The organism is Bradyrhizobium sp. McL0616 (assembly GCF_049993385.1).
Taxonomy (GTDB): Bacteria; Pseudomonadota; Alphaproteobacteria; order Rhizobiales; family Xanthobacteraceae; genus Bradyrhizobium.
This window is the reverse complement of record NZ_CP188255.1, coordinates 5,521,813-5,534,497: the sequence shown is the minus strand read 5'-3', so window position 1 is coordinate 5,534,497 and position 12,685 is coordinate 5,521,813. Positions and strand designations below refer to the sequence as shown.

Genomic DNA, 12,685 nt, shown 5'->3' with positions numbered 1-12,685 from the left:
CAGCAGAGGCAAACCCTGCCGACAAGAACCGCAGCACCTTAAACCTGGGTTTTGGAACCGAGGTGCATCCTGCCTGCAAAAGGGTGGGGCATCAGCATGTCAGTTCTCAAGGAGATCGTCGCTGCGTTCGCGGGAGTCTACGCGCTCCTGTTCGCGTGCGACGTAGTGTTCGGCGTCGGCGAGGCGCGGTTCGACGACGCCTATTACAGCGCCAGCTTCTACGCGCCGCGGCCGAAGGAATTCCGCTTCGCAGGCGATACGCCGCCGGCTGTGCGCGTCAGCGAGGCCTTTGCGCAGTTTTCGGCCGCTGAATCCAAGCCGAACAAGCGTTATTCGTCTCTGACGACGATCATTCGCTGATTCATGCGGCGCGCGCCGGCGGCCCTGCGGCTTCGAGCGCGGCCACTTCTTCGTCCGTGAAGACGCGGCTGCGCGTCAGAAATCTCACGCCCTCCGGCGCTTCGGCGGAAAAGCCCGAGCCGCGGCCGGGCACGACGTCGATGATGAGCTGGGTGTGCTGCCAATATTCGAACTGGGCGGCGCCGATGTAGAACGCGCAATCGGCGATCTTGCCGAGCAGCACGTCCTGCGGCCCGACCCGGAAATCGCCGACCGGATAGCACATCGGCGCCGAGCCATCGCAGCAGCCGCCGGATTGGTGGAACATCAGCGCGCCGTGCTGGACCTTGAGGCGCGCGAGGATCTCCACTGCTTTCGGCGTGATCTCGACCCGATTGACCATGAATTCGCGTCTCCCAAAAAGCGGCGCAGGCGCGGATGGACCGCGCCTGCGCCAGGCGGCGAACGATCAGAAGAAGCCGAGCGCCTTGGTCGAGTAGCTGACCAGGACGTTCTTGGTCTGCTGGTAGTGGTCCAGCATCATCTTGTGGTTCTCACGACCGATGCCGGATGCCTTGTAGCCGCCGAACGCCGCATGCGCGGGGTAGGCGTGGTAGCAGTTGGTCCAGACCCGGCCGGCCTGGATGGCGCGGCCGAACCGGTAGGCGCGGTTGCCGTTGCGGGTCCAGACGCCGGCCCCTAAGCCGTAGAGCGTGTCGTTGGCGATCGCGAGTGCGTCTTCCTCGTTCTTGAATTTTGCGACCGAGACGACGGGCCCAAAGATCTCTTCCTGGAACACCCGCATCTTGTTGTGGCCCTCGAAGATCGTCGGCTCGACGTAATAGCCCTCGGCGAGCTCGCCTTCCATCTTCGCGCGCTTGCCGCCGGTCAGCACTTTCGCGCCTTCCTGCTTGCCGATGTCGAGGTAGGACAGGATTTTCTCGAGCTGGTCGTTGGAGGCCTGTGCGCCGATCATGGTGGAGGCATCGAGCGGGTGGCCCTGCTTGATCTTCTTGGTCCGCGCGACCGCCTTCTCCATGAACTTGTCGTAGATGGACTCTTGCACCAGCACGCGGCTCGGGCAGGTGCAGACCTCGCCCTGGTTCAGCGCAAACATCGCAAAGCCTTCGAGCGCCTTGTCGAGGAAGTCGTCGTCGTGTTCGGCGACGTCGGCGAAGAAGATGTTCGGCGACTTGCCGCCGAGTTCCAGCGTCACCGGGATCAGATTGTCAGACGCATATTGCATGATCATGCGGCCGGTCGTGGTCTCGCCGGTGAAGGCGATCTTGGCGATCCGCTTGTTCTGCGCCAGCGGCTTGCCGGCCTCGATGCCGAAACCGTTGACAACGTTGATGACGCCGGGTGGCAGGATGTCGGCGATCAGCTCCATCACTGCGAGGATGCCGAGCGGCGTCTGCTCGGCGGGCTTGAGCACCACGCAATTGCCGGCAGCGAGCGCCGGCGCGAGCTTCCAGGTCGCCATCAGAATCGGGAAGTTCCAGGGAATGATCTGGCCGACGACGCCGAGCGGCTCGTGATAGTGATAAGCTACGGTGTCGTGGTCGATCTCGGAGATGCCGCCTTCCTGGGCGCGCACGACACTGGCGAAATAGCGCCAGTGGTCCACCACCAGCGGCATGTCGGCATGCGTCGTTTCGCGGATCGGCTTGCCGTTGTCGAAGGTCTCGATCAGCGCCAGCAGGTCGAGATTGGATTCGAGCTTGTCGGCGATCTTGTTCAGGATACGCGAGCGCTCCTGCACCGACGTCTTGCCCCAGGCATCCTTGGCCTTGTGGGCGGCATCGAGCGCGAGCTCGATGTCGGCGGCGGTGGAGCGGGGCACCGAGCAAAGCTTCTTGCCGGTGATCGGGCTCGGATTGTCAAAATACTTGCCCTCCACCGGAGCGACCCATTTGCCGCCGATGAAATTGTCGTAGCGTTCGCGGATGAGGAGTGTTTTCGAAACCTGGTCGAGCGCCTGCTGGAACATGGTATTTCCTCCGTGGATTGATCGGCGTTCTCTGCGCCTTGAATCATGCGGTCTCGCGCGTCGTCGAACGGGCACTCCGATTGCGGCGGAGCACCACGGCGCAAAGTGAACCGGTCCGGAGCGTTCGCCGCTCCGGCAACGAGGGGAGATTTTGGATCATCCCGGCGAAACCGCGCGAAGTCTGCGCCGGGCCGAATGGTTCGTCAACGCTATATGCGATCAAATATGGCGTGCAGTCGCGCGGTATGAACGCGCAGCGCGGTTGCTGCGCTGCGCGTTCGGTAACACGTTACTTCGGCAGTGCGATGGGCTTCAGCGTGAACGGGCCCGGATCTTTGCTTTTGTTCTCGCCGATGACGTAGGACAACTTGCCCTCCGCAACCCATCCGGTGTCGCCGACCTGCGCCACCGAGACCGGCTCAGCGAGGCCGTCCTTGATCACCTCGATTTGCGCCGAGTCGCCGCTGACCGTCACCTTGTCGAGCCGGCCGGCACCCTCGATCAGCAGAAAGCCATTGCCGAATGCGCGCAGTGCATCGGCATGGTCCAGCGCGCTTGACGTCTTCAGCTCGGTGATCGCACCGGACTTGCCGTCCTTGGCGGCAATCCGGAACAGTTTTGCCGGAATGAAGGTCGTCACATAGAGGTCGCCGTCGGCCCCGACGGCGATGCCGTCGAGGCCGACGCCATCCTTGGCCGGTGCTAGCACCGGGTCCGTCGCCCAGACCTCGAGCGCAGTTTCGCCGGGTTTGAGGCTATAGACATAGGGTGCGAAGGAATCGCTGACGTAAGCCGTTCCGTCTCCGCCAACCGCGATGTCGTTGCAGAATGACTTCTCGTCCTTCAGCGCGAAGCTGGCCTTGGGCGCACCGGTCCGAAGGTCGAACGTCTTGAGAAAGGCGCCTTTGTCGCTGCCGGGGCTCGGAACGCCCATGCCTGACAGGTCGTTCGAGCAGGCGTAGAGCGTGCCGCTCTTCTCGTCGGCCAGCACCCCGAGCGTGGAGCGGCTGCCATTGGCGCCGGGCGAGATGAAGGCGTCCACCTTGCCGGTCGGTGTAATCCGCGTCACGCCGCCCCGATTGAAGCTTCCGACATAGAGCGCGCCGTCACTGGTTGCCGTCACGCTCTCGGGAAAGCTCTTGTCGGGTACGCTGACCAGAGTAGGGGGCTGTGCTTGGGCAAGGCCTGTGGTCAGTACGCAGGAGGCCAGGATAGTAGCGGCCGCACCGAGCGTGCGACCGGTCGTGAGCGTTTCTCCCTGCCTGCGCGAGCGCGAGGCATTGTCGTATTTTTTCATGATTGCGATTCCTGACGAATAAGAAGGGACTATTCTTCAGAGGCGAGCTTTGTCGGCCGTTTTGTCGCTGTGGCTGGCGGATCCTTTTGCTCCTCCCCGGTCCGCCTTGCCGCTTGCGATATATATCAGTAAATATAGCGATACGAAGGCCGATGGCCGGAATCTAAGAGGAGCCCACGATGTCTCGTCACATTGCACCGGCGCAGGACGCCGCCGACGGTTGTTGGGAGGATTTTCAGCACAGGTGCCTGAGTTGCAACGGGATCATCGAGGGCCTTGGCGATCAGGATCTCGGCATCGGCCTCAACATCAAGCTCGGTCTGGTCTCGGACGAATGCGCCTTGATTTGCAACGGGTGCACCGCAAAATTGATCGAGACGCGGCCGCCAGCTGGAATGCCCGTCACGCGGCGTAGATAGAAGAGAGTGACCAACACGGCTGTGTTGGTGAGCGGGGAGTTCCTAGATTTGACGCTAGAGCAGGCAAGATCCTCAGAGCGGCGCATGGCGCTGGTCGAGGCCGAGAAACGAGCGGAGACGCTGTTTGACGAGATCGAGAAGCGCAACCTGGTCCGGCCCGGCCGGACTGAACGCGAGATCGAGCAGGAGATTTATCAGATTGCCCTGGAGCAATTCGGTGTCGAAAAGCACTGGCACAAGCGCATCGTGAGAGCCGGCGCCAACACGTTGACATTGGCGGCGGACAATCCGCCGATCCGGGACATCGCGGCCGACGACATCGTTTATGTCGACCTCGGCCCGGTGTTCGAGGATTGGGAAGCGGATTTGGGGCGGACTTATGTCCTCGGAGATCATCCCGGCGGCTCGCTGGTCGAGGCGCTTCCGGTCGTTTTCGATCGGGTGCAGGCCCACTATCACGCATCACCCGAAATAACGGGCGAGGATTTGTACGCGTTCGCAGAGAAGGCCTCGGAGGAAGCCGGATGGCGTTTTGGCGGCGTCATCGCCGGCCATCTCGTCAGCGAGTTCGCGCATGCGCACATCCCCGGCGACAAGAACCTCAATCGTATCATGCCCGGGAATGACAAGCGGATGCGCGACCCCGACGAGCTCGGCCGGGAGCGGCACTGGATTCTGGAAATCCATCTCGTCGAGCCGAATAGCTCCTACGGTGGATTTTATGAGCGGCTGCTCTAGAACTGTCGCGCGCCGGTCAGTCAAAGGAACAGGGTCAGCCCATGCGAGCCTCACACGCCGTCATTACTGCGCTTCTTCTCGCGATCAGCGTCACGGCTGTTCGCGCCGAACCGGCAAAGGTCTTTGCCGCCGGCAGTCTGGTTGTTCCGCTCAAGCAGGCGATCAAGGCAGCCGGCCTCGACGCTTCGCAGGTTGCTGACCCCGTCTTCGGTCCGTCAGGCGGCCTGCGCGAGCGGATCGAGAAGGGAGAGGCCGCCGATCTTTTCTTGTCGGCCGACACAGGGCATCCGCGCAGGCTGGCGGCCGAGCGGCCTCAGGCGCTGATGATCTCCTTCGCGCGCAACAATCTCTGCCTGTTCAGCCGCGAGGCGGTGGGGCTGACCGAGGCCAATGCACTTGAGACGATGCTGGCCCCCAAGATCAGGCTGGCTACGTCAACGCCGGTCGTTGATCCCGGCGGCGACTATGCTTTCGCCGTGTTCAAGCGCGCGGAGAAAGTTCGGGCCGGCGCTGATGCGGTGCTGAGCCAGAAGGCCTTGCAGCTGATCGGTGGCCCGGCGGCCATCAAGCCGCTCGAAGGCCACTCGCCGGCCGCCAGCATCTTCCTTGCCGACAAGGCCGATCTTCTGCTGGTCTATTGCAGCGGCCAGCAGCAGACCTTGCGGGAGGTCCCGGGCTTGAAGGTCACACGCCTGCCGTCGGAGATCGATGTCGTCGCGACCTACGGGCTTGCCCTGCTGACCGACAATCCGGCCGCCGCGCGGCTGGCGCTGTTCCTGCTCTCGGACAAGGGCCAGGACATCCTCGCCGAAAACGGTCTTGTGAAGATCGCTCCCTCCGAGCGGTGATAAGAGCAGGCCGAACAGCCGCGTCAACATCTCCCAAAGAAAGAGCAAGAAGATGGACTACGTCAAATTCGGCAAGACTGGCCTCGGTGTCTCCCGCCTCTGCATCGGCTGCATGACCTATGGCGTGCCCGATCGCGGCTCGCATCCCTGGACGCTTGAGGAGGAAAAGAGCCGGCCGCTGATCCGCAAGGCGCTCGATCTTGGCATCAATTTCTTCGATACCGCCAATGTCTATTCCGACGGCACTTCGGAGGAGATCGTCGGTCGCGCGCTGAAGGAGTTCGTCAAGCGCGACGACATCGTGCTCGCGACCAAGGTCAACGGCCGGATGCGGCCAGGCGCGAACGGGGCCGGGCTGTCGCGCAAGGCGATCTTTGCCGAGATCGACAACAGCCTGAAGCGGCTCGGCACCGATTTCGTCGATCTCTACCAGATCCATCGCGGCGACCCGACGGTGCGGATCGAGGAGACGATGGAAGCGCTGCATGACGTCGTGAAGGCCGGCAAGGCGCGCTATATCGGCGCCTCCAACATGTATGCGTGGCAGTTTGCAAAGGCGATCTACACCTCGCGCATCAACGGCTGGACCGAGTTCGTCAGCATGCAGGACCACATCAACCTCATCAATCGGGAGGAGGAGCGGGAGATGCTGCCATTCTGCCTCGACCAGGGCATTGCGGTAATGCCGTGGAGCCCGCTGGCGCGCGGACGGCTGACGCGGGCGTGGGCCGAGAGCAGCGCGCGGCTCGAGACCGATGAGTTCGGCAAGACGCTCTACAACGATTTTCCGGACTCCGACCGTCAGGTGACCGAAGCGGTAGGCAAGATCGCAGCCGCGCGGGGCGTGCCGCGGGCGCAGGTCGCCATGGCCTGGTTGCTCCAGAAGAAGGGCGTGACGTCGCCGATCGTCGGTGCGTCCAAGGTCGAGCATCTGACCGATGCCGTTGCTGCACTGTCCCTCAAGCTCGGCGATGACGAGATCAAGACATTGGAGGCACCTTACGTGCCGCATCGCGTATCCGGCTTCTCCTGACAAGAGCGGGCTCATGATTCTCTATTTGCTTGCCTATCTCGGTGGCGTCCTGACCATCGTGAGCCCGTGCATCCTGCCGGTCACCCCCTTCGTACTGGCGCGCGCCGACCGGCCTTTCCTGCGGAACGGGCTGCCAATGCTGATCGGCATGTCGCTGGCTTTCGCCGTCGTTGCGACGCTTGCGTCGATTGCGGGCGGCTGGGTCGTCTCTGCCAATCAATACGGGCGTGGTGCCGCGCTGATCCTGCTTGCCATATTCGGCCTGACACTGGTGTTTCCCGAACTCGCCGACCGCCTGATGCGGCCGCTCGTTGCGGTCGGCGCGCGCATCTCGCAATCAGCGGACCAGCCGGGCGAGGACAGCCTTGTCGCGCCGCTCGTGCTCGGAATTGCCACCGGCTTTCTCTGGGCGCCTTGCGCCGGTCCGGTGCTCGGCCTGATCCTGACCGGCGCCGCGCTTCAGGGTGCGAACACCGGGACAGCGCTGCTGCTTCTGGTTTATGCCGCTGGCGCAGCAACATCGCTGGCGCTGGCGCTCCTGGTCGGCGGCCGTGTCTTTGCCGCGATGAAGCGCTCGATTGGTGCCGGCGAATGGATCAGGCGCGGCGTGGGCGTCGCCGTTCTCGCAGCCGTCGTCGCGATCTCCCTTGGCCTCGACACTGGATTCCTTACCAATCTCTCGGTCGGCAGCACGACGTCGCTGGAGCAGGCACTGCTCGACAGGCTGCACCCGAATGCCAAGACCGCGATGACCGGTCCGTCAATACAGGCCAAGCCGGCCGGCGAGGGCGCATCGGATCTGATGATCGAAGATCTCGATCCCTCGCTCGCCGGTGCGCAGCAATGGCTGAACTCGCCGCCGCTGACGCTGGAGCAGTTGAAAGGGAAGGTCGTCCTGGTCGACTTCTGGACCTATTCCTGCATCAACTGCCTGCGCTCGGTACCGTATGTCCGCGCCTGGGCGGAGAAATATCGCGACCGCGGTCTCGTCGTGATCGGCGTTCATGCGCCGGAATTCGCGTTCGAGCGTAACGTCGACAACATCAAGAACGCCGTTGCGACGCTCAAGATCGGTTATCCCGTCGCCATCGACAACGATTACAAGATCTGGCGCTCCTTCGAGAACCAGTACTGGCCCGCGCATTACTTCATCGATGCCAGCGGCAAGGTTCGCCACCATCATTTCGGCGAGGGCGAGTATGCGGAGTCCGAGCGCGTCATCCAGACGCTGCTTGGCGAGGCCGGCAACACGAACGTCCCGTCCGACGTCGTCGCCGTCAAGGCATCGGGCGCAGAGGCGGCGGCCTCGGACGGTACCGATGTCAAATCGTCCGAGACTTATCTCGGCTATGAACGGAGTGAGAATTTCGTCTCGCCCGGTGGCGTGGTGAAGGACGAGAGCCACGTCTATGCTGCCGGTGAACCACAGCTCAACGATTGGTCGCTAATCGGCAACTGGACGGTCGGCCCCGAGCGCGCGCAGCTCAACGCGCCCGCCGGCAGCATCGTCTATCGCTTTCACGCCCGCGACCTGCACCTCGTGCTCGGTTCCGCCATTGAAGGCGCCAACATCCGCTTCCGCATCACCATCGAGGGCGAGCCGCCCGGTGCGGCTCATGGCATGGACACGGATGCCGACGGCAACGGCGTGGTGACGACGCAGCGCCTCTATCAGCTCGTCCGCACGCCGGACACCGTCGCCGACCACACCTTCGAGATCCGATTCCTCGATCCCGGCGTTCAAGCTTACGCCTTCACGTTCGGCTGAGCGAGGGATCGCCGGGATGCTGTCCCGCGCGCTGCGGGATCAGCAGCAGGCAGGCCACCATGAATGCCGCGATCACCGCCGAGGCCAGCGGCCGGCTCAAAGCGAGTCCGCCATGATCGACCGGCTTGTCGAGGAAGTCGCCGACGGTTGCGCCGAGCGGACGGGTCAGGATGAAGGCCGCCCAGAACAGCGTAACGCGCGAGACACTGGTCCAGAAATAGAGGACGGCAATGACGGCGAGCCCGGCCGCGAAGATCAGCGCGCCGCCGCGATAGCCCATGTCGCCGGTGTCGGCGATCCAGTCGCCGAGCGCGGTGCCGAGCGTCTGGGAAAAGGCGATTGCGCCCCAATAGAAGGCCTCGACCCGCGGTGTGCTGACACTATTGACCGAGATGGTGCCTTCGGCGCGATACCAGAGACCGAGCACAAGCACGAGGCAGGTGAGCAGCAGCGTCGATCCGCCGGTGTATCCAATGCCAAGTGAACGATCGGCGAAGTCGGCCATCGTCGTGCCGAAAGTGGTCGAGGCCACGATGGTTGCCCAGTACAGCGCCGGATGGAATTTTTGCACGCGAATTTGCGCGGCGACGAGGACGATCATCGCTGCCAGGAACAGATATGTGCCCGCGAGATAGCCCCAGTTCAGCGTCATGGTGACGGTGTCGCCGCCGGTCTCGCCCAGGGTTGTGGCGGCGATCTTGATGATCCAGAAGCCGAGCGTGACTTCCGGGACCTTGCTCTCGCTGATGATGCCGATCTTGGTATGATCTTCCATGCAATCCTCGTTGCTGCATCAGCCGCGGAGGTCCGCGGCTGACGGGATGACGGTGCGTTGGAAGCGTCAGGCTTTGGCGACGCTGTCCATGACCGAGAGCAGGGCGGCGACGGCCTGCTTGCACTTAGCGGCATCCGGCGTGCCTGCGCGCAGCGATTCCAGCGCGCGGTCGATCGCCTTGTCGACGGTGTGCCAGTCGGCGGCAGCTCGCGGCTTCAATCCGGCTTCGGCCTCGTCCCATTTGGTCTCGAGGTCCTTGATCCGGGTCTTGGCTCCTGCAAGGTCGCCCTTGTCGAGCAGCGCGGCGACGTCGACCACGATGCTCCGGAATGGCATGAGATCGCCGAGCTTGGCGGTCGCGGCTTCCGCCAGCGGCACGAAGGTGAAGTGCTGGCTCGCATGCATGTTCGGTTCGCCCGTGAAGGTCGTCAGCAGGCAGACGGCGATAGCGGGAATGAGTTTCATCATGTGGTTTCTCCTGTTGTGCTCCTGCGTCCATGCAGGGAGCGGTGAAGACTGTTGGGATCGAGCTACTGCACGGGATCGGCGCGGCGCGCGCCATCGCCCTCGAACGTCACCCAGGCGACGAGGCCGACGATCACGGTCAGGAAGGCGATGCTGGTCTGGATTGTGCCGAGGCCCAGGCCGCCATAGTCACGCGACTGCGACAGCAGATCGCCGAGCGAAGCGCCGAGCGGACGGGTGAGGATGTAGGCAAGCCAGAATGTGAGGACGGGATTGGCGCCGATGTAATAGGTCATTGTCACCGCCGCGATCAGCATGCCGAAGGCGACGACGCCGAGCTGGAAACCGAGACCGAGCGCTTCGGTGGCAAGATCGCCGGCGGCCGTGCCGAGCGCGAAGGTGAATAGGATCGCGGTCCAGTAGAACAACTCGCGCCGTGTCGTGATGATGCTGTGGATCGATAGCGTCCGCTCGACGCCGTACCAGATCGCGAAGGTCGCCGCGAGCGCACAGGCGAATGAAGCGGTGCTGACATAGAGGCTGATCTCAAGCTTGTCGGTGAGCAGATCCGTAAGCTGCGTGCCGACGATGCTGACGAGGACGACGGTGAGCCAGTAGATCCAGGGCACATAGACGCGGCGGCTCAGTTGCAGCAGCAACGCGGCGACCAGCAGGCCGCTCATGCAGATTGCGGTCAGGCTGGCGCCGAGGCCGACATGCACCGCGAGATAGTCGGCGCCGGTCTCGCCGACCGTGGTCGAGAGAATCTTGATGCCCCAGAAGATCGCGGTGATCTCCGGAACCTTGTTCAGCATCCGTCTTGCGCCAGAGCCTGAATATTGCGACACGCCGAAATCTCCCAAAGCCGAAGCGATGTCGGACTGTCGCGTTGGCGACTTAGGCCCGGCTTAGAGACGAGATTTTTCGGCGCAGGCGTCCTTCGCCGCAATTTGGGCCTGCTGGCGCTCCCTAACTCTGCGCTAAGTCGGGATGGTCATGATTTTGACGGCCTATGGCCCGGCGGTTTCGAGGATCGAGTTTTGCGGGTTCTGCTGATCGAGGACGACAGGATGGTTGGTGCCGCCGTGGAGCAGGCGCTGAAGGATGCCGCCTATGCCGTCGACTGGGTCAGGGATGGCGAGACTGCGCTGCTGGCCGCCGCGAGCGAGTCTTACGAGGTGCTGCTGCTCGATCTTGGTCTGCCGAACACGGACGGTCGCGATGTCCTGCGGCAATTGCGCGCGAATGGCTACAAGTGCCCCGTCATTATCGTCACCGCGCGGGACAGCGTCGATCACCGGATCGAAGGCCTCGATCTCGGCGCAGACGACTATCTGGTCAAGCCATTCGAGATCCGCGAACTGCTGGCGCGCATGCGGGCGGTGCTTCGCCGCGAAGGCAGCGGTGCGCCCGCCGTGCTTGGCAACGGCAAGCTCAGTCTCGATCCTGCGACCCGCGAGGCCTCGCTGTGTGGCCAAACGGCCCTCCTGACCGCGCGCGAGTTCGCGCTGCTCCAGGCTTTGCTGACGCGGCCCGGCACCATCCTGTCGCGGAGCGAGCTCGAGCGGCAGCTTTACGGTTGGAACGAGGAGGTCGAAAGCAACGCGGTCGAATTCCTGATCCACACCATTCGAAAGAAGCTCGGTACGGAGGCGATCCGTAACGTGCGCGGGATGGGATGGATGGTGGATCGCGCGCCATGATCAAGTCGCTGCGCGGCCGGCTGTTCATCAGCTTGACGACGATTGTCCTGCTGACAGGCCTTGTGGGAGGCGTCTTTGCGCACCGGTGGGCATTCGACGAAGCCATCGAGACGCAAGACTCGGTGCTGATCCAGATCGCTGGTCTCGTTCAGAGCGGTGGTTTCACGGGAGCTCAGGACCTTCACGGGGTAGATGAGGACTCCGAAGTTTGGCTGATGGAGCTGGGCAGGACGCCGCAAGGCACACCCGAGGAGCGCCAGTTGTGGCGGCTTCAGGATGGGATGCGCGATGCGACGCGAAAGGGAAATCCGGTCCGGGTGGTGCTGAGGACGCGGTCCGACGGAAGCCGGTTTGCGGTGGCGCAGAGCACTGGGGTTAGGGATGAGATCGCAAGTGACATGGCGCTCCGCACCGTGCTTCCGATCGCCGCGCTGATCCCTTGCCTGATGCTGGTGATCGCTTTTGTCATCGCCCGGTCGCTTCGACCGATGGTGCAGCTGGCGCGGGAGCTCGACCTCCGGCGCGCTGACGACATGACGGCCCTCCCGCTCCGCGACCTCCCGAGCGAACTGAATTCGTTCGTATCTTCGATCAACGGCTTGTTGCAGCGCATGCACGAGATGATAGGGCAGCAGCGGAGGTTCATCGCGGACGCCGCGCACGAACTGCGCACACCGATTACGGCGATGAGCTTACAAGCCGAAAATCTCGATCAAGTCGAATTGCCGCCGGCAGCGCGCGAGCGCCTTGCACTGCTTCGGCAGGGCATGCGTCGCAGCAAGCACCTTTTGGAGCAGTTGCTCGCATTGGCGCGGCACGACGCTGCGCCGCCCGATCGCGCGCAATGGGAGGTCGTCGAGCTCGATCGCGCAGCGAGAGGGGTTATCGCCGATCTCTTGCGGGAGGCGATCAGCCGCGGTGTCGATCTTGGCTTCGAACGAGCCGAGCCTGCTCCGGTGCGCGGTGAGCCTGTCATGCTCGCCGCGATGATCCGTAATCTCATCGACAATGCGCTCCGGTTCACGCCGGAGGGTGGCAGGATCGACGTGGCGATTCACCAGGTCGGCGCGATGGCCGTGCTTCAGATCGACGACACTGGTCCCGGCGTTTCCCCCGACGAGATCAGTCGGATTTTTGAGCCGTTCTTCCGTGGTCAACGTCCGGAAGGCGATGGCGTCGGTCTCGGCCTCTCGATCGTCAAGCGGATTGTCGACCGACTTGGTGGGACGATCGACGCTGTAAACATCACCGAAGCGGGTCGAACTGGATTGAGGATTATCGTCAGATTGCCGGCTGCGACTGCGTGACGA

At 63.3% G+C, this 12,685-nt stretch carries 14 protein-coding genes; 8 read left to right on the top strand and 6 right to left on the bottom strand.

Annotated elements, in window-relative coordinates; translation table 11 throughout:
• The first annotated feature begins 96 nt into the window (after window positions 1-96).
• The gene (locus ACPPVR_RS27125) at window positions 97-360 is read left to right on the top strand and encodes a hypothetical protein (RefSeq protein ID WP_426609625.1); all 264 of its coding nucleotides are present in this window, start codon (window positions 97-99) and stop codon (window positions 358-360) included.
• Window position 361: 1 nt separating this feature from the next.
• Here ACPPVR_RS27125 and ACPPVR_RS27120 read toward each other — a convergent pair whose 3' ends face one another.
• The 3 genes from ACPPVR_RS27120 to ACPPVR_RS27110 form a co-directional block, all read right to left on the bottom strand.
• The gene (locus tag ACPPVR_RS27120) at window positions 362-742 is read right to left on the bottom strand and encodes a DUF779 domain-containing protein (protein WP_426609624.1); all 381 of its coding nucleotides are present in this window, start codon (window positions 740-742) and stop codon (window positions 362-364) included.
• Window positions 743-808: 66 nt separating this feature from the next.
• Window positions 809-2,329: an aldehyde dehydrogenase gene (gene adh / locus ACPPVR_RS27115; protein ID WP_426609623.1), complete on the bottom strand. Its 1,521-nt coding sequence runs from the start codon at window positions 2,327-2,329 to the stop codon at window positions 809-811.
• Between the two features lie 289 nt (window positions 2,330-2,618).
• Window positions 2,619-3,626, bottom strand: coding sequence for a hypothetical protein (locus ACPPVR_RS27110; RefSeq protein ID WP_426609622.1), 1,008 nt, complete (start codon window positions 3,624-3,626; stop codon window positions 2,619-2,621).
• Window positions 3,627-3,805: 179 nt separating this feature from the next.
• Here ACPPVR_RS27110 and ACPPVR_RS27105 point away from each other — a divergent pair, with 179 nt between their 5' ends.
• The 5 genes from ACPPVR_RS27105 to ACPPVR_RS27085 all read left to right on the top strand — a co-directional run bounded on the left by ACPPVR_RS27105 (window position 3,806) and on the right by ACPPVR_RS27085 (window position 8,432).
• Window positions 3,806-4,045 (top strand): hypothetical protein, encoded by a 240-nt coding sequence (locus ACPPVR_RS27105; protein WP_426609621.1) that lies wholly within the window; start codon window positions 3,806-3,808, stop codon window positions 4,043-4,045.
• A gap of 84 nt (window positions 4,046-4,129) precedes the next feature.
• Window positions 4,130-4,783 (top strand): M24 family metallopeptidase, encoded by a 654-nt coding sequence (locus ACPPVR_RS27100; protein ID WP_426609620.1) that lies wholly within the window; start codon window positions 4,130-4,132, stop codon window positions 4,781-4,783.
• A 41-nt stretch (window positions 4,784-4,824) separates the two neighbouring features.
• The gene (locus tag ACPPVR_RS27095; RefSeq protein ID WP_426609619.1) at window positions 4,825-5,631 is read left to right on the top strand and encodes a substrate-binding domain-containing protein; all 807 of its coding nucleotides are present in this window, start codon (window positions 4,825-4,827) and stop codon (window positions 5,629-5,631) included.
• Window positions 5,632-5,683: 52 nt separating this feature from the next.
• Window positions 5,684-6,664: an aldo/keto reductase gene (locus ACPPVR_RS27090; RefSeq protein ID WP_426609618.1), complete on the top strand. Its 981-nt coding sequence runs from the start codon at window positions 5,684-5,686 to the stop codon at window positions 6,662-6,664.
• A 13-nt stretch (window positions 6,665-6,677) separates the two neighbouring features.
• Window positions 6,678-8,432, top strand: coding sequence for a cytochrome c biogenesis protein DipZ (locus ACPPVR_RS27085; RefSeq protein ID WP_426609617.1), 1,755 nt, complete (start codon window positions 6,678-6,680; stop codon window positions 8,430-8,432).
• Here ACPPVR_RS27085 and ACPPVR_RS27080 read toward each other — a convergent pair.
• The 3 genes from ACPPVR_RS27080 to ACPPVR_RS27070 all read right to left on the bottom strand — a co-directional run bounded on the left by ACPPVR_RS27080 (window position 8,419) and on the right by ACPPVR_RS27070 (window position 10,487).
• Window positions 8,419-9,207, bottom strand: coding sequence for a hypothetical protein (locus ACPPVR_RS27080; RefSeq protein ID WP_426609616.1), 789 nt, complete (start codon window positions 9,205-9,207; stop codon window positions 8,419-8,421). The genes ACPPVR_RS27085 and ACPPVR_RS27080 overlap by 14 nt on opposite strands.
• A gap of 66 nt (window positions 9,208-9,273) precedes the next feature.
• Window positions 9,274-9,675, bottom strand: a complete 402-nt coding sequence (locus ACPPVR_RS27075; protein ID WP_426609615.1) for a hypothetical protein — start codon at window positions 9,673-9,675, stop codon at window positions 9,274-9,276.
• A gap of 62 nt (window positions 9,676-9,737) precedes the next feature.
• Window positions 9,738-10,487 carry a hypothetical protein gene (locus ACPPVR_RS27070; protein ID WP_426609614.1) on the bottom strand — a complete coding sequence of 250 codons (750 nt, stop codon included), beginning with the start codon at window positions 10,485-10,487 and terminating at the stop codon, window positions 9,738-9,740.
• A gap of 225 nt (window positions 10,488-10,712) precedes the next feature.
• On the opposite strand from ACPPVR_RS27070, the gene ACPPVR_RS27065 reads away from it, so the two are divergent.
• Window positions 10,713-11,375, top strand: a complete 663-nt coding sequence (locus ACPPVR_RS27065) for a response regulator transcription factor (RefSeq protein WP_426609613.1) — start codon at window positions 10,713-10,715, stop codon at window positions 11,373-11,375.
• A complete protein-coding gene (locus ACPPVR_RS27060; RefSeq protein WP_426609612.1) occupies window positions 11,372-12,682 on the top strand; it encodes an ATP-binding protein in 1,311 nt (436 codons plus the stop codon). The genes ACPPVR_RS27065 and ACPPVR_RS27060 overlap by 4 nt, the downstream gene beginning before the upstream one ends.
• Window positions 12,683-12,685: the final 3 nt, after the last annotated feature.